The 25,131-nt window shown below is 47.4% G+C and carries 21 protein-coding genes and 1 other annotated feature; of the genes, 18 read left to right on the forward strand and 3 right to left on the reverse strand.

Annotated features, from left to right (window positions below):
* Nucleotides 1-60: 60 nt before the first annotated feature.
* From lon to DESLBE_RS21050, 3 genes are all read left to right on the forward strand, one after another.
* Entirely contained in the window at nucleotides 61-2,475 is a 2,415-nt protein-coding gene (lon, locus tag DESLBE_RS21040; protein ID WP_018305616.1) for an endopeptidase La, read from the forward strand.
* A 241-nt stretch (nucleotides 2,476-2,716) separates the two neighbouring features.
* Nucleotides 2,717-3,322, forward strand: a complete 606-nt coding sequence (gene yihA, locus DESLBE_RS21045; RefSeq protein ID WP_005816879.1) for a ribosome biogenesis GTP-binding protein YihA/YsxC — start codon at nucleotides 2,717-2,719, stop codon at nucleotides 3,320-3,322.
* A gap of 79 nt (nucleotides 3,323-3,401) precedes the next feature.
* Entirely contained in the window at nucleotides 3,402-4,439 is a 1,038-nt protein-coding gene (locus tag DESLBE_RS21050; protein WP_005816877.1) for a sodium:calcium antiporter, read from the forward strand.
* On the opposite strand, the gene DESLBE_RS21055 is transcribed toward DESLBE_RS21050, so the two are convergent.
* The gene (locus DESLBE_RS21055) at nucleotides 4,408-5,097 is read right to left on the reverse strand and encodes a LysM peptidoglycan-binding domain-containing protein (protein ID WP_005816876.1); all 690 of its coding nucleotides are present in this window, start codon (nucleotides 5,095-5,097) and stop codon (nucleotides 4,408-4,410) included. The genes DESLBE_RS21050 and DESLBE_RS21055 overlap by 32 nt on opposite strands.
* 166 nt (nucleotides 5,098-5,263) lie before the next feature.
* On the opposite strand from DESLBE_RS21055, the gene DESLBE_RS21060 reads away from it, so the two are divergent.
* On the forward strand, nucleotides 5,264-5,959 hold the full coding sequence (locus DESLBE_RS21060; protein ID WP_041272526.1) for a TIGR04086 family membrane protein: 696 nt from the start codon (nucleotides 5,264-5,266) through the stop codon (nucleotides 5,957-5,959).
* Between the two features lie 99 nt (nucleotides 5,960-6,058).
* The gene (locus tag DESLBE_RS21065) at nucleotides 6,059-7,459 is read left to right on the forward strand and encodes an FMN-binding glutamate synthase family protein (protein ID WP_011460909.1); all 1,401 of its coding nucleotides are present in this window, start codon (nucleotides 6,059-6,061) and stop codon (nucleotides 7,457-7,459) included.
* A 67-nt stretch (nucleotides 7,460-7,526) separates the two neighbouring features.
* Here DESLBE_RS21065 and DESLBE_RS21070 read toward each other — a convergent pair whose 3' ends face one another.
* Entirely contained in the window at nucleotides 7,527-8,864 is a 1,338-nt protein-coding gene (locus DESLBE_RS21070; protein WP_011460908.1) for a HAMP domain-containing methyl-accepting chemotaxis protein, read from the reverse strand.
* Between the two features lie 416 nt (nucleotides 8,865-9,280).
* Nucleotides 9,281-9,500 (forward strand) — a binding site (T-box leader).
* A 69-nt stretch (nucleotides 9,501-9,569) separates the two neighbouring features.
* On the opposite strand from DESLBE_RS21070, the gene DESLBE_RS21075 reads away from it, so the two are divergent.
* The 4 genes from DESLBE_RS21075 (at nucleotide 9,570) to DESLBE_RS21090 (ending at nucleotide 15,950) form a co-directional block, all read left to right on the forward strand.
* Nucleotides 9,570-12,215: a valine--tRNA ligase gene (locus DESLBE_RS21075; RefSeq protein ID WP_144678149.1), complete on the forward strand. Its 2,646-nt coding sequence runs from the start codon at nucleotides 9,570-9,572 to the stop codon at nucleotides 12,213-12,215.
* A gap of 595 nt (nucleotides 12,216-12,810) precedes the next feature.
* A complete protein-coding gene (locus DESLBE_RS21080; RefSeq protein ID WP_144678150.1) occupies nucleotides 12,811-14,190 on the forward strand; it encodes a folylpolyglutamate synthase/dihydrofolate synthase family protein in 1,380 nt (459 codons plus the stop codon).
* Between the two features lie 133 nt (nucleotides 14,191-14,323).
* Entirely contained in the window at nucleotides 14,324-14,950 is a 627-nt protein-coding gene (locus tag DESLBE_RS21085) for a DUF47 family protein (protein ID WP_005816806.1), read from the forward strand.
* Complete coding sequence (locus DESLBE_RS21090; RefSeq protein ID WP_005816804.1) at nucleotides 14,943-15,950, forward strand: inorganic phosphate transporter; 1,008 nt, start codon at nucleotides 14,943-14,945, stop codon at nucleotides 15,948-15,950. The genes DESLBE_RS21085 and DESLBE_RS21090 overlap by 8 nt, the downstream gene beginning before the upstream one ends.
* 84 nt (nucleotides 15,951-16,034) lie before the next feature.
* On the opposite strand, the gene DESLBE_RS21095 is transcribed toward DESLBE_RS21090, so the two are convergent.
* Entirely contained in the window at nucleotides 16,035-17,387 is a 1,353-nt protein-coding gene (locus DESLBE_RS21095; RefSeq protein WP_005808317.1) for an IS4-like element ISDha5 family transposase, read from the reverse strand.
* Between the two features lie 394 nt (nucleotides 17,388-17,781).
* On the opposite strand from DESLBE_RS21095, the gene DESLBE_RS21100 reads away from it, so the two are divergent.
* From DESLBE_RS21100 to mreD, 9 genes are all read left to right on the forward strand, one after another.
* A complete protein-coding gene (locus DESLBE_RS21100) occupies nucleotides 17,782-18,462 on the forward strand; it encodes an SPOR domain-containing protein (RefSeq protein WP_015945178.1) in 681 nt (226 codons plus the stop codon).
* A gap of 152 nt (nucleotides 18,463-18,614) precedes the next feature.
* Nucleotides 18,615-19,247: a redox-sensing transcriptional repressor Rex gene (locus tag DESLBE_RS21105; protein ID WP_015945177.1), complete on the forward strand. Its 633-nt coding sequence runs from the start codon at nucleotides 18,615-18,617 to the stop codon at nucleotides 19,245-19,247.
* Between the two features lie 147 nt (nucleotides 19,248-19,394).
* Nucleotides 19,395-20,822, forward strand: a complete 1,428-nt coding sequence (gene aspA / locus DESLBE_RS21110; protein WP_005816798.1) for an aspartate ammonia-lyase — start codon at nucleotides 19,395-19,397, stop codon at nucleotides 20,820-20,822.
* Nucleotides 20,823-20,968: 146 nt separating this feature from the next.
* Nucleotides 20,969-21,232 (forward strand): DUF4321 domain-containing protein, encoded by a 264-nt coding sequence (locus tag DESLBE_RS21115; RefSeq protein WP_015945175.1) that lies wholly within the window; start codon nucleotides 20,969-20,971, stop codon nucleotides 21,230-21,232.
* 1 nt (nucleotide 21,233) lies between these two features.
* Nucleotides 21,234-21,872 (forward strand): Maf family protein, encoded by a 639-nt coding sequence (locus DESLBE_RS21120; protein WP_144678151.1) that lies wholly within the window; start codon nucleotides 21,234-21,236, stop codon nucleotides 21,870-21,872.
* Nucleotides 21,841-22,524 (forward strand): DNA repair protein RadC, encoded by a 684-nt coding sequence (gene radC / locus DESLBE_RS21125; RefSeq protein WP_005816793.1) that lies wholly within the window; start codon nucleotides 21,841-21,843, stop codon nucleotides 22,522-22,524. The genes DESLBE_RS21120 and radC overlap by 32 nt, the downstream gene beginning before the upstream one ends.
* Before the next feature lie 182 nt (nucleotides 22,525-22,706).
* On the forward strand, nucleotides 22,707-23,723 hold the full coding sequence (locus DESLBE_RS21130; RefSeq protein ID WP_005816790.1) for a rod shape-determining protein: 1,017 nt from the start codon (nucleotides 22,707-22,709) through the stop codon (nucleotides 23,721-23,723).
* A 25-nt stretch (nucleotides 23,724-23,748) separates the two neighbouring features.
* Nucleotides 23,749-24,615 (forward strand): rod shape-determining protein MreC, encoded by an 867-nt coding sequence (gene mreC, locus DESLBE_RS21135; protein WP_015945174.1) that lies wholly within the window; start codon nucleotides 23,749-23,751, stop codon nucleotides 24,613-24,615.
* 2 nt (nucleotides 24,616-24,617) lie between these two features.
* Nucleotides 24,618-25,127 (forward strand): rod shape-determining protein MreD, encoded by a 510-nt coding sequence (mreD, locus tag DESLBE_RS21140; RefSeq protein WP_018212426.1) that lies wholly within the window; start codon nucleotides 24,618-24,620, stop codon nucleotides 25,125-25,127.
* Nucleotides 25,128-25,131: the final 4 nt, after the last annotated feature.

Below are 25,131 nucleotides of genomic sequence, written 5' to 3' on the forward strand. Positions count from 1 at the left end.
CATGTAAGGCAACATGTGCGAAAGCAGTGCTTTCGGGGTTTTCTTTAGGGAGGGAATTGCATGAGCAAAGAGAGAGAATTACCATTGCTCCCCTTGAGAGGGATTTTAGTCTTTCCATATATGGTTATTCATTTGGATGTGGGCCGGGAGCGGTCTATGGCTGCCATTGAGCAGGCCATGATGGATGAGCGGCTCATTTTGTTGTCTGCTCAGAAAGAGACAGAGATTGATTCGCCTGACCCCGATGATATCCACACCATCGGTACTTTAGCAGAGATCAAACAGCTCCTCAAGCTGCCTGGGGGAACTATGCGCGTCCTCGTGGAAGGGAAGAGCCGGGGAAAAATTCTTGAATTCATAACGGATGAACCTTATTTTAAAGTCCGGGTCGAAGAAGCTGAAGAGGGAGTCAAAGAGAACACCCCGGAAATCGATGCCCTGACTCATGGGGTCATCCACCAGTTTGAAGAGTATGCTAAGCTCAGTAAAAAGGTTCCCCAGGAAACCCTGGGAACGGTTCTGGGAGTTAAGGATTCTGGGCGTTTAGCAGATATTGTGGCAAGTCATTTGAATCTTAAGCTGGGAGATAAACAGGCTATTCTGGAGTCTCTGGAGGTTGCCCAACGGCTGGAGCGCCTGACGGAAATCATCATGCGGGAAAATGAGATTCTGGAGCTGGAGCGCCGCATTGGTCTGCGGGTGCGCAAGCAGATGGAAAAAACTCAGAAGGAGTACTATCTCCGGGAGCAGATGAAAGCCATTCAGAAGGAATTGGGAGATAAGGACGAAAAGCAGGCCGAAGTAGAGGAATATCGGGAAAAGGTCGCTCAGGCTAAGCTTCCGGAAGAAGTGGCAGAGCGGGCTTTAAAGGAAATCGATCGGTTGGAAAAAATGCCCCAGGCTTCCTCAGAGGGGACGGTAGTGCGTACTTATTTGGATTGGATTCTGGCCCTTCCCTGGACGGCCATGAGCAAGGATAAAACAGATATTAAACGGGCGGAAAAAATTCTCAATGACGACCATTATGGCTTGGCAAAGATCAAGGAGCGAATTCTCGAGTTCTTAGCGATTCGCAAGCTGACACCCAAGATGAAAAGCCCGATCATTTGTTTTGTGGGACCGCCGGGAGTAGGGAAAACCTCTCTGGCCAAATCGGTGGCCCGTGCTTTGGATCGGAAATTTGTGCGTATGTCTTTGGGCGGTGTCCGGGATGAAGCAGAGATCCGGGGACATCGGCGGACTTACATCGGGGCTCTTCCCGGGCGGATTATTCAGGGAATGAGAACGGCGGGGACCGCCAATCCGGTCTTTTTGCTGGATGAAATCGATAAGATGGCTTCGGATTTCCGTGGGGACCCGGCGGCAGCCTTGCTGGAGGTTCTGGACCCTGAGCAGAATTTCAGTTTTTCCGATCATTATTTGGATTTGCCCTATGACTTATCCCACACCCTGTTTATCATGACGGCTAATTCTCTGTACAGCATTCCCCGGCCTCTTTTGGACCGGATGGAGGTTATCTCTTTAAGCGGTTATACGGAGGATGAGAAAGTCAATATCGCCAAACGCTATCTCGTACCTAAGCAGATGAAAGCCCATGGCTTAAAAGCCAGCCAGCTTGAGATTGGTGACAAGGTTATTTTGAAGCTTGTTCAGGGCTATACACGGGAATCGGGCGTGCGTAATCTGGAGCGTCAGATCGCCAATCTGTGCCGTAAAGTAGCGACCCGAGTCGTGAAAAAGGAATGGAAAACAGCGGAGCTGAGGCCGGAGATGCTGGAAGAGTTTCTGGGTTCCCCCCGTTATCAGTTCGAAAAAGCAAGAATTAAACCGGAGATTGGTGCTGCCACAGGGCTGGCTTATACGGAAGTAGGCGGGGATGTCTTAACCATCGAGGTGATTCCTCTGCCTGGCAAAGGTCAACTGACCTTAACCGGTAAGCTGGGAGATGTGATGAAGGAATCAGCCTATGCGGGCCGGACGTTTGTCCGCTCCCATTCCCGGGAGCTGGGCATTCCGGATGATTTCTATGAAAAGACCGATCTTCATATTCACGTTCCCGAAGGGGCGATTCCTAAGGATGGTCCCTCGGCAGGAATCACCATGGCCACAGCTATGGCTTCGGCTTTAGCCAAACGGGCAGTGCCTTCGGATCTGGCCATGACCGGTGAGATCACTCTGAGAGGCAATGTTCTGCCTATTGGCGGAGTGAAGGAAAAAGTTCTCGCCGCTCACCGGGCCGGAATCAAGCAGGTTATTTTGCCTGAGCAAAACCGCAAGGACTTGGAAGAAGTCCCGGAAAATGTGCGCAAAGAGCTGGAATTCCATTTTGTCAGCCGCATGGAGGAGGTTATCAAGATCGCCCTTCTTCCTGTAGCGGAATCTGAAGAATACTTAGGCTCCATGAACCGCTTCCCTCTATTTAGTCAGGGGGATATTGATCCCGAGCCCACTCCTGAGGACCGCCCCATCTCCTAGTGTGAATCATGGAATCATGAGGACAAGGGTGAATCATGGGGACAGGTACCGTGATTCAGAGATCTTTGTGCTCCAAGATGACAAAGATCAGTTGCTCAAGATCAAGCCATAAAAGATGATATGAAAAAATGGGGTGAGACAAGGGAATGAACCCTTGTCTCATTTCCCTGGATAGTGTTGGGTGTGAATATAAAGCGGGACCCTGTGAGCTGTTTTCCTGGTCCCAGAAGGAGTATGTCGTGTGATTACGATTCGGAAGGCAGAATTTGTGACTTCTGCTGTGAATATTAAGGGGTACCCGGAGTTAACCGGACCTGAAATTGCGTTGGCGGGCCGTTCTAATGTGGGAAAATCATCATTGATTAATAAATTTATCAACAGAAGGAATCTTGCCCGTACCGGGAATACCCCGGGCAAGACCCAAATGCTTAATTTTTACCGCATCAATGATCAGTGGTCTTTTGTGGATTTGCCGGGGTACGGGTATGCTAAGGTCTCCAAAGAGATTAAAGCCAATTGGGGCAAGATGATGGAGGAGTATTTCTCCCGGCGGGAAAATCTGCGGGCAGTGATTCAAGTGGTGGATATCCGCCATGTGCCCAGTGTTGAGGATCAGGAAATGCATGCCTTTTTACGGAATCGGGGTATTCCGGTTCTAGTAGTGGCCACCAAAGCGGACAAAATTTCCAAAGGACAATGGGGAAAGCATTTAAGTCAAATAGCTAAAGCTTTGCATATTCCTGATTGGCATATCATCATTACCTATTCAGCCGAGACAGGTCTGGGAGTTCCTGAACTCCACGAAGCTGTCGAAGAAATTCTGTCTATGGATAATGAGGACAGCTAAATGTTTTAGAACAGGCCAGAGTTTTCGATAATGAAAAGGCTTCCCTCCGAATATACATTATTGGGATCGATTACCCTCCATGGATATCCCAAAAGCGTATGTAAGGAGCGGAAGCCTTTTGAGTGATTTAGTCATGCTATTAATCGGTCTGGGGATTATCTTAATGTCGGCCGAAGTGTTTACCAATGGGGTGGAGTGGCTGGGGAAGCATCTCCATCTTGGGGCGGGAGCAGTAGGGAGCGTGCTGGCTGCTGTAGGGACGGCTTTACCGGAGACCATGGTTCCGATCATTGCCTTTTTGGGAATGGGGGGAAAAGAAAATACTGCTGAAGTGGGTATCGGAGCTATTTTAGGCGCTCCTTTTATGTTAGTCACTTTGGCCTTTTTTGTTTCCGGCGCGGCCGCGCTTATTTTTAGACGCAATAACAAACCCTTATTTATTAATACAACAGTTATCAAACGGGATCTTTCCTTTTTTCTCTGGGTTTATGGGTTGGCTATCTTAGCCTCATTCCTGCCCACTCGCGAGCTGAAACTTGCTGTTGCCGCCCTTTTGCCTTTACTCTATATCATTTATGTCATAAAAACTGTGCGCAACAGTCTTGGAACTGAGGACCACGGTCATTTAGCACCTCTTTACTTTGCCCAACGCAAGTCGGATCCTTCCCTGATCATTATTTTGATCCAACTGGTGTTTGCCCTTTTAGGGATGGTGGCAGGGGCTCGTGCTTTTGTGGACGCAGTTCAATCGATTGCCCAGGTTACGGGAATTTCTGCTCTCGTGCTGTCTTTGATTATCACTCCTGTGGCGACCGAGCTGCCCGAGAAATTTAATAGTGTCATCTGGCTCAAGAGAGGAAAGGACACGTTGGCTTTGGGGAATATCACTGGAGCCATGGTGTTTCAAAGCTCCACCATTCCGGCATTGGGTATTGCCTTGACAACCTGGCAGCTGGAACCTTCAGCTTTGTGGAGCGCCATCCTGGCCCTTGGTTCGGGATTGTTCATCTATACCATCCTGCGTCGGCGTGGGATGCTTTGTCCACTCCATCTGATGATGGGTGGCGGGTTTTACTTGCTCTTTATTATAACTCTTCTCCGTTTGAACTTTCTTTGATGTGTTGGGTTTGGGATGAACCACACCCGCAGAAACGTGTTTTGGCTTGGGCTAAACACTGGTAATGACGTTCTTCGTCAGCGGCTAATTGAAGAAGGATGGTTTGGATTTCAGGTATGGGAATTTTTTGCGCTAAATCTGTGTAATGTTTTACAGCGGCAGCTTCGTCCTTCATATTGTGGTCAAGAATGACACAGAGCTCTGTGGAGTAATTAAGATAGCGGGAACGCCAGTCGAACCAACGCCCCTTGCTGAAGGAGCCGTAACGAGGGTCCACCCCTAAAAAGCGAATGCACCAGGCCAGCTGCTCCAGGTGGCGGAGTTCGTCATAGGCAATGGGGCGGAGGAGCTCATCGAACTCCGGCCGATCCAAAACTACAGCTTGATACAGGTAAGTCGTAACTGCCGAGAGCTCAGAATCCTTGCCGGCATAGACGTCGAACAGCCACATGGCATAAGTAAAGTTGGGCTCAGGTATTTCTCCGGGTAGTGTATCCTTGAACTCATAGGTAGGAAGGAGAAGGATTTGTCCGGGATAGATGCGATCAGGATGTTTCAGATGGTTGAGATTGATGATGTCGGACATTTCGATTTTATAGGCATTGGCGATTTTATAAATACTATCCCCAGGTTGTACAACATAACGGGTATAGTCCATGGAGATTCCCCCTTTCTGCTAATTACTATATTCTTAAGGGGGATGAGATGGGAGAAAAAGTTGATGACAAAAAGCATTAATAAAGTCGCCGGATGGTATATTCAGGTATAAAGAGGACAGGTCCATCATAGTATGAAGTAAAGGAAGGGAAGGGAGCGATAGGCTCATGGGTGATTCAATTCTTAAAGGAATCAGCGCCGCTCTGGTTGTGACCGTCGTAACTTTACTTGCGGGGTTGATTTGGACAGCCCTGGAGATGGGTGGATTATCCACCGCAACTTTGGTGGACATTGGGTTAATAGCAAGCTGTATAGCTGCAGGATATGTGACCGGAAGAGCAAGCGGGCAATGGATCCTTGGCGGAGTGTCTGGTTTAGGGTATGTTTTGCTTTGTGTGGTTTTGGTGGCTCTTTTTTTGGAGCTGAGAGCCTGGGGAGTTATTCAGGTATTGGCAGAAGGAGGACTGATCGGCATCCTTTCCGGTGCTTTCGGAGCAGGCAGTGGAGGGAAGGCCTCCCGACCGGCCTCTTGGCGTCAGCCAAGAGCATCGACCTGGGGGAGTAATTACAGCAGCAGAGGAGCTTACAGCGGCGGGGAAACTTACCGTAGTGCTTATGACTATTCACGAGTTTATGAAGATGAAGATGATCATAAAAATGATTGGGACGATTTGCTTGAAGAAGATTGGGAAGAGGAGCAGCAATGGAGTGGGAGCAAGAAAATTTCCAGTCAGCGAGGATTAAGCTTTGACGGGCAAGCGGGTTCATCGGATGAAGATGAGTGGGAAGATTGGCAGCGGGGAGAAAGAAACAAAGCCTCTGCCAATTATCGTAAAGCATGGTGGGAAGAAGAGGTCCTTTAGTATAGAATCCGGCAAGGGTAATAAACTATAGACGATTAGAAGCTATGCTTAAAGATATTCTTAGTGATGGAATATGGGCATGAGTAGAGGAATGGTCTTGTGGAAAATACCCTTTTCATTTTCATTTTTGGAGTAGTGGTCAGTTTTGTAGGCTGGTTGCTCTTGGGATTTGTTTTCTTCTTCTTAGGAAAGCGTTTTTTTCGGACAGGTGTGCAGCGGATATTCAATCTTGTTGTCAGGCGTTTGCTGGAAGATAATTATTCGGAGAATCTTATGGAGCTCTGGAGTGCGACAAGGAGGACATCTGTTCAAAATATCGTAGAAATCGCCCTAAGAGCAGAGCAGGGAAAATTGATTGGCCGTCCTCTGGGAAGCCCCAAACCCTATCATAACTTTGACAATCTAATGTTCATACCCGCTCAGCTGGTCAGATTGCCTGTGGAAAGAGAGGTTCCCATCGATGTGTCGGCCACTCTGGGACCCAGAGTGGAAAAACCTATGCAGTTGTCAATTCCCTTGCTGATTGGGGGAATGGGTTACGGTGTTGCCTTAAGTGAAAAGGCCAAAGTTGCCTTGGCTAAAGCGGCTAAGCAAGTAGGCACAGCCACTAATTCCGGTGAAGGTCCCTTTCTTGCTGAGGAGAGAAACGCCGCGGGAAAATTCATCTGGCAGATAAGCCGCTATGACTATGGCAGAAACCCACAAGGGATAGCTGAAGCAGATATGGTCGAGGTGCAAATGGGTCAGGGCTCACGGCTGGGAGCGCATATCTTATATCCCCAGGAAATCAAGGGGAAAGCTCAGAAGCTCATGGGAATATCACCGGTTGTTCCCTTAAAGGGTTATGCTAAACTCCCCGGAATTAACTCCCCGTTGGATTGGCCGCGTTATGTCGAGGAATTGCGCCAAGAGGCCGGCGGTAAACCCATTGGTATCAAAATTATGGGGGGAGGGAGATTAGAGGCTGATTTGGCGGTAGCGATCGAGGCCGGCTTTGATGTGATTTGCATTGGGGGCGCTCAGGGGGGCACAGCAGCCTCTTCGCCTACGATCAGCGATGATTTTGGCCTGCCCAGCCTTTACAATCTTGTCCGGGCCCAACGCTATCTTATCGAGCAAGGGGTAAGACACGAGGTCAGTCTTATTGCTTCAGGAGGATATGATACTCCGGGTAAATGTCTGAAAGCGATTGCTCTAGGTGCTGATGCGGTCAACTTAGGCACGGTTCCCTTATTTGCCTTGGTACATAAACAAATCGGCAAAGTTATGCCTTGGGAGCCGCTAACACAGCTTGTTTATTATAACTCCAAATATAAAGAGCGTTTGGATGTGGAGTTAGCCGCTCAAAATGTAGCCAATGTTCTGCAATCGTTTGTGCTGGAGATGGAAGAAGGGATCCGGGCTCTGGGTAAGAAGTCGATACACGATCTTGGACCCAATGATCTGGTGGCATTGGATGATTGGACGGCGGAGCTTACCGGAGTTCCCAGAGCGTGGTGAGGGAATAAAAAAACTGAGGCAAGGGAACAAATCCCTTGCCTCAGCTGGTCTTAATGTTGATATGGTCTTAATTCAAAATGAATTTGCGGGCCGCATACTGGAGCTCTTGGGCTGTTTTGGAAAGCTCCTGGGCGGAAGCGTTGATCTCTTGCATAGCGACCATCTGCTCAGAACTGCTGCTGGCTACTTCCTCTGTCTGAGCAGTGGTCTCTTGACAGATAGCAGCGACTTGAGTTACCTCATGGGCGATGATATCTGCACTTTGGGTGATACCGCTGGATAGGGCTGAAATCTCTTGAATCTGCTCACTCAGGACTTGCGTGCTTTCCTTAATCCGCGTAAAGGCTTGTTGTGCATTTTGAATGGCATTGGCTCCGCTTTGCACCACTTCTTTTTCTGAGTCCATACTGGTGATTGCTTCGTCAAGGCTGGTCTTGATATCATGGATAATGGTTTCGATTTGGGCGCTGGATAGGGTTGATTGCTCGGCCAGCTTCCGGACTTCTTCGGCGACGACGCTGAAGCCCCGGCCGTGTTCCCCGGCCCGTGCAGCTTCGATGGCTGCATTCAGTGCCAAAAGGTTGGTTTGATCCGATATGGCTTTAATCGTTTCCACAATAGAGCCGATGACGGTAGATTTTTCACCAAGGGCAGTGATGATCTGTCCCGTGTTATCCACGGAGTTATGAATATGCCCCATCTGAAGACTGACCATGGTCATGGCAGTATCTCCGTCCTGGGCAAGCTGCAAGGATTGCCTTGAAGAGTGATCGGCAAGATTAATATGATCCTCAATCTGACGAATGCCATGGGCCATAGATTGGATAGAGCTCATAATATTCTGGACGCTGTTGGCTTGTGTCTGGGATCCGGATGCCACTTGATGGATGGAGGATGATACAAGTTGGGCTGATTCACTGGTTCCCCCCGACTGTGCGGAAAGAACTTGAGAGGATTCGGCAAAAATGTCGGCACTGTGGGTAATGTCTCCCACCAAAGAGCGGAAATTCTCAGTCATTTGATTAAGGGATTTACAGAGGGTTCCTAACTCGTCTTTTTGTCCCATGCTGTACAGGGTTGCCGTAAGGTCCCCTTGAGCCATTTTTTCAGCGAATTGCACCCCGCGGCGTAGTGGAGTGGCAACTAAGTAGGATATGTAAAGTCCGTAAATAAAGATGATAAGTCCTGCTATAACGAGTGAAACCAGATAGATAAGGATGTTTTGCTCGAGGTTGGCCCCCGTCTTAACCATAAAGTATACAGCCCCGCCGGCTACAAGGGTAATCAAGGCATTGATGCCGAAAGCCAGGCTGAGCTTTGCCGATACGGATAAGTTAAACCACCAGCGGACAATGCCGGAGTGTTTAAAAAAGAATTCGCTTATTCTGTCTAAAAAACTGTTCATTTAATGCCTCCTTTGTATGAATTTTGCCACGAAAAAGTTCAGAATTCATTACAATGAAATATAAGTACCGAAGGGTACCACCCAAAATAGATCCGGAATAAGTAGGGACATGGGAATTTCTTTATCCTCTGTATACAGGGAGCTATGGAAGGATAAGGAGAAAGAATGGATTGGAATTATTGGAAAATTTAATCGCCTCTATTGTACCATAGGTTTTTGTAATTGTGGAGTGCGGATTTGTTAATAGTTAATGACTTTTGGCACATAGTCTGTTTGATGCAGATTCCTGAGTGAATCCACTGACTTTTGAGCTGTGCAGCCAAGCTGTGAAAGAGCGGAAAAGCTGCACTTTTAGGGTTTTCTTTGACATGAACGCTTTTGATGGATATAATAAACTATATTATCATTAAGAGCAATAAAACCCTGGGAATGTAAGAAAAAGTTCAGCCAACGGTGCAGAGAGAAAGACGCTTGCTGAGAGTCTTTTCCGTTTGGAGGCTTTGGGTCGTGCAGGAGGGGCGGGGATGAATAGAGTAATCCTTGACGGTTTGCCCGTTATCGCAATAAAGTGCAAGAGCTTTGCTTATAAGCGGGGTTCTTGAAAAAAGGTGGTACCGCGAGTTCTTCGTCCTTTAGGGGATGGAGGGCTTTTTTGGTTTTAAGGCAATGAATGAATCTGTATAATTCTGAAAGGAGCGCTTATACATGGCGGAGGATTTTAAAATGGAAAAGGTATATGACCCAAGCCAGGTTGAGGGAAAATGGTATCCCTACTGGGAGGAGAAAGGATACTTTCACGCGGATGTGGATGATGCTAAGGAGCCTTTCAGCATCGTCATGCCCCCGCCGAATGTGACCGGAGCCCTTCATCTTGGCCATGCCATCGATAGTACGATCCAGGATATCCTTACCCGCTTCAAACGGATGCAGGGCTACAATACCTTATGGCTCCCCGGCACGGATCACGCGGGTATCGCCACTCAGGCCAAGGTGGAAGAGCAGTTGGCCAAGGAAGGGACCAACCGGCATGCTCTGGGCCGTGAGAAATTCCTGGATAGAGTTTGGGACTGGAAAAAAGAATATGGAGGACGAATTACTCAGCAGCTGCGCCGGCTGGGTGCCTCCTGTGATTGGTCCCGGGAGCGCTTCACTATGGATGAAGGATGCTCTGAGGCTGTACGTGAAGTCTTCGTGGATCTTTATCATAAGGGTTTGATCTACCGGGGCAATTATATTGTTAATTGGTGCCCTCATTGCCATACCACCATTTCTGATATTGAAGTGGAGCATGTGGATCGGGAAGGGCATCTTTGGCACCTTCGCTATCCGGTCAAAGACAGTGACGAGGTTTTGATAGTAGCCACCACACGTCCGGAAACCATGCTGGGAGATACTGCGGTGGCCGTTCATCCGGAAGATGAGAGATACCGGCATCTCCTGGGCAAAACGATTATCCTGCCTCTGACTAACCGGGAAATTCCCATTATCGCCGATGACTATGTGGATCGGGAGTTTGGGACAGGTGCGGTAAAAATCACTCCGGCTCATGACCCCAATGACTTTGAGATGGGCTTGCGCCATCAGCTTCCTTCCATCACTGTTATGGATCGGGAAGCTAAGATGAATGAACAAGCCGGCAAATATCAAGGAATGGAACGTTATGCCGCCCGGAAAGAGATTGTGAAGGATCTTGAGGCTCAGGGCCTGCTGGTCAAAGTAGATAACCATCAGCATGCCGTAGGGGAATGTTATCGCTGCTCCACAGTGGTGGAGCCTATGGTCAGCAAACAATGGTTTGTTAAGATGGAGCCCTTGGCAAAACCTGCTATGGAAGTGGTGCGGGAAGGGATCATGGAATTCGTGCCCGAGCGTTTTGCTAAAATCTATCTGGGTTGGCTGGAAAATATCCGGGATTGGTGTATATCCCGTCAGCTTTGGTGGGGGCACCGGATTCCTGTCTGGTACTGTGAAGATTGCGGGGCGGAGATCTGTGCTAAAGAAGATCCGGAGACCTGTCCTGAATGCGGCTCTAAGCATATTGTTCAGGATCCCGATGTTTTGGATACCTGGTTTTCTTCAGGGTTGTGGCCTTTCTCAACTATGGGGTGGCCGGAAGAGACTCCCGAGCTTAAGCAGTTCTATCCCACTTCCGTTCTCGTCACCGGACGGGATATCATCTTTTTCTGGGTTGCCCGCATGGTCTTCATGGGGCTGGAATTTATGAAAGATGTGCCTTTCCAAAAAGTCATGATTCATGGTCTGGTTCTGGATGCTCAAGGCAGGAAGATGAGCAAATCCTTAGGCAATGGAGTGGACCCGCTGGAGGTCATTGACCAATACGGTGCGGATACCCTGCGTTTCATGCTGATTACAGGCAACACTCCGGGCAATGATTTGCGTTTTCATCCGGAACGCCTGGAGGCGACCCGGAACTTCGCCAATAAGATTTGGAATGCCTCCCGCTTTGTTCTGTTAAATCTTCAGGATTATGAGGAAGGCCCCCGTGGCCAGCTGAAACTGGAGGACCGCTGGATTCTTTCCCGCTATGAGAAGACTGCAGGGGAAGTAACGGAGGCCTTGGAAAAGTTTGATCTGGGGGAAGCCGCCCGTCTCCTCTATGAGTTTATTTGGAATGAGTTCTGTGATTGGTATATTGAACTGGCTAAAGGCCGCCTCTATGATAAGGAGCACCCGGAAGCCCGTCATACGGTTCAATCCATCCTTCTGGAAGTTCTGGAAGGTACCATGAGACTGCTCCACCCCTATATGCCCTTTATTACGGAGGAAATCTGGCACAACCTTCCTATCTCAGGGGAGAGCATTATGATCCAGTCCTGGCCCAAGGTAAACGGCTATCGGGAGGATGACCTTGAGAAACAGATGAACCAAATTATGGATGTGATCAAAGCGGTTCGGAATATCCGGGCGGAGATGAATGTTCAGCCAGGCAAAAAAGCTGAAATCATCCTGGTCGCACCTGAGAAGGCTGCTTTTGAGGTTCTGGAATCAGGCCGGGAAAGTATCCGGCTGTTAGCCGGCGGTTCCGCTGTGGATGTCGTCTCCAATCTGGAGGTTAAACCTGCCCAGGCCGCCAGTGCTGTTCTCGAAGGAGTGGAAGTCTATCTGCCCCTGCGCGGACTCTTGGATCTGGATAAAGAAATCGCCCGGGTCGAAAAAGAAATTGCCCAGGCCCAGCTGGAACAAAGCCGTTTGGCAGGAAAGCTTAACAACCAGGGCTTTGTAGCAAAAGCTCCGGAGCAAGTAGTGGCTAAAGAGCGGGAGAAGCTGGAAGGGATCAATGGGCGGATCGCAGCGTTGCGGATTCGTCTGGCAGAGTTGAAAGAGGCGTAAGGCTCGGTTGGGGCTCTCTTTGGGGGCTTTATAGGTGAATATGGTGAAATGAAAGTGAAGGCATGCTGACTTTTGAGGTTGGCATGCCTTTGCTTTGTTTGGTGCATGGGGCTGCTAGTTGGGGAGGTGTCTCCAGGATTTTACTTTGCACCGGTCAATCAGTAAGCTGCGCGCAGCCGTTCTAATGCTCAAGTTTCCGACTAAGAAAGGACCTGCGCCGCTAAGTCATTCTCTGTGGCGCGGCGGCTTGGGCGAAACCCTCACCCGGGTTTCGTCCCGCTAAATCGCCATCCCGAAAGCACTGCTTTCGAGGAGCCGATTTAGCCGGGCACCTTTTGGAGCGGAGGGCTTTTCGCGTTAGTTTTGTCCGCGCAGCTTATTGAGTGACCGGTGTAAAAAGTAAGATCCTGGAGACAACCTCTTACAAAGTTACAGCCCAATCCTCAAAAATCTTCCGCGCAAATTGCAGGAAAACCACTCTTTATAGGGAATTATCGCATAGCAGAGATGTGCATAATAACCATGTACCCCTGCGCTTAAAGATGGATGAAAAGAGTCATATCAGCAATAGAAAGATTCAAAGGAGGACATAGAAGTGGGGAATAGGGAGATGAACGGGATAACTGAACATGAATTAAAGGGAGAACGGCAAGAGGTGTCTTCTGTGGAGCAGCAATACCAGGAAGCAAAGGATTATCTGGTGAGCCTCACGAAATTTGGCATGAACTTTGGATTGGGTCGGATTGAGGAGTTGCTGAAACGTGTGGGTAACCCGGAAGAGCGTCTCAGGGTCGTTCATATCGGAGGAACCAATGGCAAAGGCTCGACTACCATGATGACGGCGGAAATCCTTGAAGATGCCGGATATCGGGTAGGGGTGTTTACATCTCCTCATCTTCATGATTATCGGGAGAGGATAACCATTAATGGTGAGATGATTCCGAAAGGGGAAGTTACCCGCCTGATTCAGATTCTCCGTCCCCATTTGGAGGAACTTGTACAAAAGGGTGTGGAGCATCCTACAGAGTTTGAAGTGAATACGGCCATGGCCTTGATGTATTTTGCCGACCAGAAAGTGGACTTGGTTCTCCTGGAGGTTGGTTTGGGTGGGGCGATTGATTCTACGAATGTGGTTAAGCCCTTGATTTCGGTGATAACCAATGTGGGTATGGATCATATGGATTATCTGGGTGAAACCTATGAAGAGATTGCCGGAGTAAAGGCCGGAATTATCAAAGCAGGTGCGATTACCGTAACGGCGGCTGATCGCCCTGAGGTTTTAAATGTCATACGCAAGAAGGCACAGGAAATGAACTCTCCTTTATGGGTGGTGGGCGACGATGTGCGCTGGGAGATCCGATGGAGCGGGGAACTGGAGCAGGAATTTGATTTGGCTGGGCTGCGGGGAGCCTATAACAAACTGCGCTTACGTCTTGTCGGAGAGCATCAAGTGGTTAATGCTGCCACCGCTGTGACAGTTTGTGAGCTTTTGAAATTCGAATACGGAATGAATCTGGAGCGCAGAAATATTTATGAAGGGCTTCGTAAAGCAGTTTGGCCTGGCCGCTTGGAGTTGCTTTCTCTGAAACCGAAGGTGCTGATCGATGGAGCCCATAATGTGGATGGAGCCCATGCCTTGGCGAAGGCTTTGAACATTTTTCAGCGTCAGCGCCTGGTGCTCTGTCTTGGTATGCTGGGAGATAAGGAGCGGGAAAAGGTTGTGGACATCCTTGTTCCTTTAGCTGATGAGGTGATTATTACCAAGCCCAATTCCCCAAGGTCCGGAAACTGGGAGTATCTCCATGAATTAGTCAAGGAAAAAGGGAAGCCTGTCCTGACCATTGAAGAGCCCCGTCTGGCAGTTGAAGAAGCTTTTAGACGATTGGATAAAGAGGATATGCTATGTGTCACGGGGTCTCTCTATATGATTGCGGAGGCAAGGCAGGCTTTATTGGATGTTTTGCGCAAAGGATAGAGAGAACTTATACAAGCAATAGTCAAGTTTTATTACGCTTATGTAAAAAACTTAACAGAAACTTAACAAAAGGGGTTAAGAAATTTGCTACAATACTACAGGAATTCCATGCAAAACGACTGGAGGAAAGAGCATGTTTGGTATATCTTCAAAAGAAGACAAATTTTATGCCTTGTTCAGAGAAAGTGCTGAAGTAGCCTGCACCACGACGAAGAAGCTTGAAGGGCTGATCTGCCAGAATTCTGTCTCTGATGCAGAGGCTGAAATGATGCATGATCTCGAGCATCGTGCGGACAAAATTACCACGGAGATTGTGGATCGTTTGAATTCGACCCTGATCACTCCGTTGGATCGTGAAGATATCTATACCCTAGCCCAAAACCTTGACGACATTGTGGATTTAAGTCAAGGTGCAGTAGAGCGCATGGTTCTTTACCATACGAAAAAACCTTCCATCGGAGCTCAGGAAATCGTTCGTACCATTGTCAAAGCTACAGAGCAACTGAAGACTGCTTTTTGCTGCTTGAACAGCATTCACTTTAAAAAGAGCGAAATTCTGGCGGCGACAGAAGAGGTCTATCGGCTTGAATCCGTGGGAGATAGCTTATATCGCCAGGAAGTGGCCAGGCTGTTTGAGCAGGAGAAGGATGCTATCGAGATCATTAAGTGGAAAGAAATCCTTGAACATTTAGAGAACACACTGGATCAGTGTGAGGAAATCGCAGACCTCCTCAAAGGAGTTGTATTGAAGTATGATTAGTTCCAGTGCGTTACTCATAGTCGTCGTATTTTTCGCGCTGGCTTTTGATTACATTAACGGTTTCCACGATACGGCTAACGCTATTGCGACAAGTGTGTCTACTCGTGCCCTCACTCCCAAAAGGGCCATCGTTATTGCTGCCATACTTAATTTTGCTGGAGCACTGGTGAGTACAGGAGTAGCCCAAACTATTGCCAAAGATATCGTGAATCCTGATTTTGTTACTCAGGAACTGGTCATCGCCGCTCTCATCGGAGCGATATTTTGGAACTTAGCCACTTGGTACTTTGGAATTCCCAGCAGTTCTTCCCATGCTATTATCGGAGGAATGATTGGCGCTGCTGTATCTAAAGTGGGCTTCGGAGTGCTGCAGGTTCAAGGGATCCTGAAGATAATTGCCGCCTTATTGGTTTCCCCCATTATTGGTATTATTTTAGGTTTTATTATAATGAAAACTCTATATTTTATCTTCGGGAAGGTTGCACCTTCCAAAGTCAACCAAGGGTTTCGCAAGATGCAGGTGCTTTCCGCCGGGCTGCTGGCCTTTAATCATGGTTCCAATGATGCTCAAAAGTCTATGGGTATTATTACCATGGCCCTTATAGCGTCAGGTCTGCAAGATCCAGCCAATCTTAATCCGGCTTTATGGGTGAAATTTGCTTGTGCTATGGCGATGGCTTTAGGTACCGCCGCAGGGGGGTGGAAGATTATCCGGACCATGGGGGGCAAGATCTTTAAGCTGGAGCCCATCAATGGATTTGCCGCAGATTTGACATCTTCTATCGTCATCTGGACCGCTACAGCTTTTCCCGGTTTGCATCTACCGGTATCGACGACTCATGTCGTTTCCGGGTCCATCATGGGTGTAGGGAGTGCCAAACGCATATCCGCTGTGCGCTGGGGAGTAGCTCAGCAAATGCTCGTAGCCTGGGTGGTAACGATTCCCACATCGGCTTTAACTTCATTTTTAATGTATAAACTTGTAACATTAGTACTATAGAAGGCTGTTGATTAGTATAGCCTTTAAAGGGACCGCAAGGTCCCTCTTATTATTAATGATTATTAATTGTTTTAAAATATTAACTCAACTTTCGCACCCCAGTTGAGGGAATAGAGCCTTGATATAACTGGGTAATGCAGCAATCCACTTTTGTAATTGACTGAGTGATTCGTTATTCTCTGGTTTATTGGGTAGTAGATTAAGAACAAACGTCATTAACTGACGTAGTGCTGTTTTCAAGTCTAAATCCATAACCTCATCAGCAAAAAGATAAAAGAGTCCCCCAAGAGAGCGTTCATCATTGTTTTCTCTTCGTTCCCACTCCAGGATGAGGTAACGGGTAAAGACTATGGTTGTGTGACTAACCATCATATCGAAGGATCGGCCCTGAAATTCAGTTCCTAGCTTCAAATGCGATTTGGCCATTTTGAAAAACGTTTCGATACTCCAACGCATCCCGTAAATTCTTACGACTTCAGTAGTTTCTAAGGAAAGATCGGTGGTTAAGATCGCTAACCACTCTCTTCGGTTGTTTCGATTCTGGACGAAAACAACTTTTAAAGCTAAGCCTGAAGGGGTATGAACACGCACTGAACCCAGTATTTCTGCTTTCGGGTTCTTTGGGACTCTCGCGTAGAGCTCTCGTAAACTGAGTGATTTTCCTTCAAAGAGATAACGCTGCTTAAGTTCTTTAACCATTCCAATAACGTGAAGCTCCTTATCCCTTAGCTTTTGCAAAAGTGGAGCATGGGTAAACCAACTATCCATTAGGACGTAATCCGCTGAGAATCCGGCTTTGAGAGCTCGTTCAAGCATTTGAACCACGGTGTCCGGTTTAGGGCTCATCGCTTCCAGGCGACGCTTATAGCCTACGGAGCGTTTGTCTAAGTCCTCTCTCATTTCACAAAGACGATTTTTAGCTTTTGCAGAACTCATCAATGTAAAATCAAGGGGTGCGAAGCTGAACCCGTCAGACCAGCCCAAGGTTAGTAAGGTGTAACCGCGAACAAAGCGGCCCGAAACATGGTCAAACACTCGGGCTAAGAGTTCAACTTTCTTGCTTCGTTCGCGCTCCATTACAGAATCATCTACGATAAAAACACGGATACGCTGCGCAGAGGTGAGCTTTTCAAAGCGTCCGACCATCTTGAGGCTGAGTAACTGGTAAAAACGCCTCCAGTTATACCGAGAGTCATTGAGAAACCGATAAACAACATCTTTACCTGGAAGAGATTCTGCCCGGCTTCCTTCTAACAGCCGAAACAGATTTCGACCTTGAAAAACGAGTTGGAAAATGATTTGGAAGACAACGAAGCTTGAAACCCCATAGGACTTGCGGATCCCAGCGGCTCGAAGCAGCTGACTAAGCTTAAGGGAAGAAAAAATTAAAGAAAGCTGATTTTGATGCTGTTCAGGCAGAGAGTTGTGTTGTAACATGGAGATACGCACCTTTCTGTTTTGGAAATTATGGTTGTTTGGTCACTTCCATTTTACCAATTCGAAAGGTGTTTTTCTGTCAATGAACAAAATATTTTTAGCCTAATCCAGTAGTAGACTGAGTTTGAACAGATTTTCGCGCTGCGAAAGTTGAGATATTAATAAAAAGTTAACTACTATTAATAATTTGTGATATATTGTAAATACATTATAAATTAGGAAGGTTTTGATTTTTGAGCACAAGCCTCATTAATAGGCATGATCAGCATACTTTACACATAAAGTGATACTAGCTTGGGTTGTCCGAGAGAAATATGAATTTTTTGTTAATATCCCTGAGTTGAGTGCTTTTGTGTGATTAAAGACGTTGACAGCTATTATGGAGGATGATAGTATGTATAAATATAATCCCTGGATTAATAAGGGAATAGGACTAATTGGTTGTGCTGTCATTGTATGGATAACCTGGTTTTTTGGGTATACTTATGTTAAGTTAGTCACACAACCTAAAGGTCCTGGCATACCTTCCTCTAGTTCTGTGGATCAGAACGAGTTTCTTCTGACTTTGGACGAAATAGAGTTCTGGACATGTCAAACGGGAGTATTTAACTCCGAAACCAATGCTCTCAAGGAAAAAGAGCAATTGGGGCAGTTAGGCTGGGATGCTCAAATCATCTCCAGAGATCCATTTATTGTTGGGGTGGGTCTGGCCTATTCGAAAGAGGAGGTACTTCCTATTCAAGAATTATTGAAAGAAGGTGGAGTTGCTTCTATTCCAAAATCAGTCATTAGTCCTGAACGCGCTTTTCGCATTCGTGGCACGGGGGCAATTCAGACGGCCCAGGTTCTTGAGAAGGTTAATGCCTTTTTGAAGACACCTTATCATGCCAGAGAAAGCATGCTTTCAGAACTTGAGAACCTTATGGCGTCGACACCACATGCCTTGACCCATTTGCAGGAGGCTTCAAGATTATCTATTCAGGCCGAGCGAACTCTGTCGGTGGATCTGCGAAAAATGATGTCATTGAACCTCTATGGTGAATATCTCAATACCTTGGCAAGCCTTCAAAAATAGACGTGTATTAGAACAAAATCTCAATTAATTTATTTAAAAAACTTAAAAAGGCTGTAAATTTGTTTGTTAACCTGACAACTTAGTGATATAATGTACTTACGCTAATTATTGTTATCATTTAAAATTAAAGGAAATTGAAACGGGGGATTAGCTTGAAAACACTAAAAATCCCAGAGGCAACGATTATTCGTCTTTCCGTTTATTCACGTCATTTAACGGATGTGGATCGTAAAGGAATCGTTACAATATCTTCTGGCGATATTGCAGAGGGAGTTGGAGTGAGTCCGGCTCAAGTTCGAAAAGATTTAGCTTACTTTGGTGAATTTGGAACGCGTGGTGTGGGTTATAATGTTAAAGACTTGCATCGCCATATTCTGAAGATTCTTGGCTTAAGCCAGGATTGGAGCGTATGCCTGGTCGGTATGGGCAACTTAGGTTTAGCTTTGACCACATACAAAGGTTTCCGTGAGCGTGGCTTCATTATCACGAGCATCTTTGATAATGATCCACAAAAAATTGGAACCACTGTTAATGGCGTTGAAGTGTTGCCTGTGGACAGGCTGGAGGAAGTTGCCAAGGCCAATAAGACTCAGATCGGTATTATTTCCGTACCGTCTCCCTATGCTCAGGAAATCGCCGATAAGCTTATTAGTGCCGGAGTACAGGCTATTCTTAACTTTGCTCCTGTGGTACTTAATGTCCCGCCGGAAGTTGAACTTAGAAATGTAGACTTGGCGGTCAATCTGGAAGTGCTGACCTTTAACGTGGGAACCCGTCGCGCTTAAGCGGAACCCACCTTGTAGGCTTATGCATAGAAAATGATGTCAAAGAGAATATAAAATGAAGATTTGCGAAAAGTAAGGCAGCAGTGTCTTACTTTTTCCTTATCGTTATGGTTATATTTTTAGACAATTAATTCGTAAAGAGGTGATATGGTGCGCAAGGAAAAGGACTTGCTCGGAGTTATGGAAGTACCGGAAGACGTCTATTATGGAATACAGACCTTAAGAGCTCGTGAAAACTTCCCGATTACGGGATATCGCCCACACCATGAATTAATCCGGGGATTGGGTTTGGTGAAGGCTGCTGCCGCTCAAGCCAATATGGACATCGGTTCCTTGAACCACGAGATCGGCGAGGCTGTAATTAAAGCATCTCTGGAAGTGGCCGAGGGTGCCTTTAATGACCATTTTGTGGTTGATGTCATTCAAGGAGGAGCAGGAACCTCGATTAATATGAATGCTAATGAAGTGATTGCTAACCGGGCTATTGAGATTTTGGGAGGGCGAAAAGGGGATTACTCCCGGGTTCATCCCAATGTTCATGTTAACATGGCGCAGAGCACCAATGATGTATTTCCCACAGCCATCCGTATTGCCTGTCTTAATGTAGCAGACGATCTTCTTCATGCCTTAAATGAGTTGAAGAGTGCTTTTCAAGAGAAGGCCAGGGAGTTTGACGGAGTCATCAAGATGGGGAGAACCCATCTTCAGGATGCGGTTCCTATTCGCTTAGGGCAGGAATTCGCCGCCTATGGACAAATGCTGGAGAGAGATCTGCGCCGGATCACTGAAGCAGCGAAGTCCTTACATAGTATTAATATGGGTGCAACAGCTGTAGGTACCGGGCTGAATGCTGATCCGATTTATATTGAGGAAGTTTCTGAGAATCTGAGGAAGGTTACCGGGTTGCCGTTATTGCGAGCGGATAATCTGGTGGATGCGACACAGAACACGGATGCCTTTTTGGAGGTGTCGGGTGCTCTTAAGACCCTGGCCGTTAACCTCTCTAAGATCGCCAATGATCTGCGGCTGATGGCCTCTGGGCCCAGAACGGGCTTTGGGGAAATTAATCTTCCTGCTATGCAGCCGGGGTCTTCTATTATGCCCGGGAAAGTCAATCCCGTCATGGCTGAGGTGGTCAACCAGGTATCCTTCCAGGTACAGGGAAATGATTTTACCATCGCCTTAGCCTGTGGAGCGGGGCAGCTGGAACTCAATGTGATGGAGCCTGTGGTAGTCTTCAATCTGCTCCAATCTTTGGATATCCTCCGCAATGTGATCAAGGTCTTCAAAGAGCGCTGTGTCGATGGGATAACCGCTAATGTGGAACGCTGTCGGGATCTGGTTGAAAACAGCGTCGGTGTCGTCACCGCAATCAACCCCCATGTAGGATACGAAGTCGCTTCCCGAATCGCCAAGGAAGCCATAGTGAACGGCCGTCCTGTCAGAGAGATTGTCCTGGAAAGAGGACTTTTGACCTCCGAGGAGCTGGATCTTATATTAAATCCTCACGAAATGACCAATCCGGGTATCAGCGGCTCGGAGTTGCTTAAGGGAGTGCTTCCCCGTGGTCATTAATGGTAAATTGTTAATATTAAGTTAATATTTTTGACCTTTAGTCCCCTTGCGTATTAGTAGGTGAGATGCTAAACTAAAAAGTGTCGAAAAACCAGCCAGGTGCAACATGCCCTGGCTACATTTCTATGGGTGAAAGGGGGCAAACTATGCCGGCAGGTCGAACTAATTCAGGAGCGGGTCGCACCCTGCTTCTTATCTTGTCAGGAGGGGCTATTGGGACATTAATAGGCTATGGGTTCGAAAAGATCTCTTTCTTGGCACCTTTTCTGCGCCCAGCCGTCATTGATTTCCCTTCACATACCTATTTAGACTTCTTTTTTATCACCTTTTCATTTGGATTTCGTCTGAATATCACCGTTGCTACGGTTTTAGGGGCAATGGTTGGTTACTATCTGGCTAGGAAGTGGTAGAATGCTCGTACTGGCTTCAGCTTCTCCCCGCAGGGCAATGCTTCTGGAAGCAGAGGGCTTTTCCTTTATACGAGTGGAAGCGGATGTTTCTGAAGTACTTCCCCAAGGTATTTCCCCCGAATCAGCAGTGAAGGGACTGGCTTTGCGCAAGGCTCAGGCTGGGTTGAATCGTTGGCTGAATCATGGTGGAAGCAGAGAGGATATAATTCTGGGGGCTGATACCATCGTTGTCTTAAACCAGCGGATTCTCGGCAAACCCAGAGATGAGGAAGAGGCAGAAGCTATGCTGACCGCATTAAGCGGACAAACTCACCGCGTGTACACTGGAGTGGCCTTGATCAATGGAGCAGGGCGCCAGGAATGTGGTGCGGTATGTACGGCAGTCTTTTTCCGTTCCCTGACCCATGAGGAGATTCTGGAGTATATTGCTACGGGAGAGCCTGTGGATAAAGCGGGAGCCTATGGGATTCAAGGGCTGGGAGGCCATTTAGTGGATCATTATGAAGGATCTTTAAGCAATGTGATTGGCTTACCCATGGAGTATGTTAAAGAGCGGCTGAGTGTGTGGGGGATGGGACTTGGAGATATCGCCCTGCATGAGGTGAAGGATGGATTACCGTCGGTTAAAGGATCTACCTGAGGAATTATTACCTCGTGAACGGTTGTTTCAATATGGAGCAGATGCCCTCTCTAATCGGGAAATTCTGGCCATTTTGTTGAGGACTGGGGTCAAAGGAGAGAATGTCCTGGATTTTTCAGAACGCCTTTTGACTGAAACGGGAGGGTTATCAGGATTAGCTCGCTTAACGGTTCATGAGTTGACCCGGTATCGTGGTATGGGAACGGCTAAAGCGGCTGAACTAAAGGCGGCATTGGAATTGGGGCGGCGTTCAGTATCTTCGGATCCCTTGGTACGCCCTGTGATCAATTCTCCTCAAGACATAGCCCATTTGGTCATGGAAGAAATGCGCTATCTGGATCGAGAGCATTTCCGGGTCGTGAGTCTATCGACCAAGAACCATGTGCTGGGGATCAGTTCCATTTCCGTAGGCTCTTTGAATTCTTCTTTGGTACATCCCCGGGAGTGCTTTAAAGAGGCCATCCGGCGTAATTCCAATGCGATTATCCTTTTGCACAATCATCCCAGTGGGGACCCGACCCCCAGTAGTGAAGATATTGATGTAACCCGTAGATTATCCGATGGGGGGCAGATTCTGGGTATCGAAGTCCTTGATCATGTCATTATCGGAGATAATCGGTACATAAGCTTGAAAGAACGAGGAATATTATAGAGGGTAAGAAAAATTTGGATGAGGGGAAGGCCCCCGCAAGAACCCAATGGACCTCGTATTATTGGTATAGCAGATAGTATTGGTCTGTGAGTGTACAAGGGCTGTCGGCACTTTGCCTTCAAGTGAAGGTGCAAGGACGAAAGCGGTACACAGATAGTGTTATAACGGAAGGGGATTAACCAATGTTTTTTGGCAAAGATTTGGGCATTGATTTAGGCACTGCAAATACGCTGGTTCATATGAAAGGGAAAGGTATCGTTTGTAATGAGCCTTCTGTAGTTGCGATTGATATTGAAAAAAAGACCCCGCTGGCCGTAGGGGATAAAGCAAAAGAAATGATTGGCCGGACACCGGGCAATATTGTAGCGATTCGGCCACTAAAGGATGGCGTAATCTCGGATTTTAATGTTACTCAGAAAATGTTGAAGTATTTTATTACGAGAGCATTAGGCACCGAGTCCCCATTTGCTCGTCCCAGGGTTGTCATCTGTGTACCCTCAGGGGTAACTCCTGTAGAAGAACGGGCTGTCAAGGAAGCTGCCTTGGCTGCGGGAGCAAAGGATCCGGTTATTATGGAGGAGCCGATGGCTGCGGCCATCGGGGCAGGTCTCCCTGTTAGTGAGCCTACAGGCAATATGATTGTAGATATTGGCGGGGGAACCACGGAAGTTGCGGTGATTTCTTTGGGCGGTATCGTGACCAGCCGCTCGATCCGCATTGCTGGGGACGAGATGGATGATTCCATTGTCGCCCATATCAAACGTCGCTATAATTTAATGATAGGCTATCGGACTGCTGAAGATATCAAGATGGAAATTGGCTATGCTTATCAGGCAGAAAAGGGTAAGGCTTATCAAGTCAGAGGACGGGATTTGCTGACGGGACTCCCTAAAACTGTGGAAGTTACCGCGGAAGAAATCCAGGAAGCCCTGCAGGAACCTGTGGTGGCGATTGTTGAAGGGGTAAAGTCTTGCTTGGAGAAAACTCCTCCCGAGTTAGCTGCCGACATTATGGATCGAGGCATCGTCATGGCCGGAGGAGGCTCTCTTCTCCGCAATCTGGACAAGCTGATCGCTGATGAGACAGGAATGCCGGTGCATCTCGCTGAGGATCCTCTATCCTGTGTTGCCCTTGGGACAGGAAAAGTATTGGAAAATGCGGAAGTTTTCCGCAGAATTGCTGCTTTGCAAAAAAGCTAGAGTTTGAAGCGGGGAGGAAGTCTTGGTGCGGAAAAGAGTGACTGGAACGGGAATTATGGTTCTCGTTTTCTTCCTCGTGTTAGGAGTCTTAGTAAGTATTCGACTGACCGGACTGGGAAGCCAATTCCCTAACCCCATAGGTGGGGTGCTGCAACGAGTCCTAAGCCCTGTAGAAGGTGTTATCCTGAGAGCAGGCAATAGCTTAAAGGATAACACCCGGGTTTTCTGGAACTTCGGTGACGTTCAGAAAGAAAATGAGGAATTAAGGACCAGAGTTGAACAACTTACAGGAGACAATCTAAAGCTTAAAGAGCAGGTTTTAGCAGGACTCCGCTATAATGAACTGGATTCAAAAATGTTTAAGAGCCCCGATGTGGATAAGTATACGAAGATTGGTGCCAGTATTATTAGCCGCAATCCCAATGCCTGGTATCAGACTCTAACTATTAATCGGGGGACGAATGACGGTGTAGCGGTGGATGATCCGGTCATCGTTGCTTTGGGTTTAGTGGGCAAGATTGTCTCGGTGACGCCCACTACTTCAGAAGTACTTTTAATCACAGATAGTGAAGGCCAAGTCAGTGCCCTGGTTCGAGGAAGCACCGGTTCGCCAACCTTTGGCATTGTTGAAGGGACATATAAGCGAACTTCCCGCCTTGAAGCAGAAGGAAATCTCCAGATGCTTTTGCGTCGTGACGACAATGTCAATGTTGGTGATTTGGTGCTCACTTCGGGTTTGGGTGGAGTTTATCCCAAAGATATTCCCGTCGGTAAGGTAGAGCAGATTCAATTGGACGGTTCGGGACTGTTGAAAACAGCATATATATCGCCTTTGGTGAATTTTGATTCTCTGGAGGAAATTTATATTATAGAAAAGTCAGGGGGGCAGTAACGATGCGGCGCAATATCCTCATTATCGTTATGCTCCTTTTCAGCTTGATTCTTCCGGGAACTGTTTTCTATTTTTGGTCCTGGGGCGGAATAAAACCTGATTTGGTGTTGTTATTTACCATTTATATGGCTCTGCATCACCGCACTTTACCGGGAGCACTTTGGGGTTTGGGAGCAGGGATGCTCGCAGATTTTTATCTGGGCAGACACTTTGGCATGTATGCTTTAACTTTAACTGTGGTGGCACTATTATCGGACTGGCTCTCCCAACGCTGGTATCGGGAGAACTACTTCTTAATAGCTTTGCTGGTTTTCTTGGTTACTTTCGTGGGCGAAGGGCTGATTGCTTTTTTGAATATCCTGGTGGGAGCACGGTGGTCTTTAGGCGATGCATTCCGCTTGGTGATCGGGGTCTCGGTGTATAACGCTGTACTGGTGCCCCTCACTTATCCGTGGATTCATCGTTCGTTTACACGGGGGTGGCTGAAGTATCGGCCCAAGTATGATCGGTGACGAA

It is taken from the genome of Desulfitobacterium sp. LBE (genome assembly GCF_007830365.1).
Taxonomy (GTDB): Bacteria; Bacillota; Desulfitobacteriia; order Desulfitobacteriales; family Desulfitobacteriaceae; genus Desulfitobacterium; species Desulfitobacterium hafniense.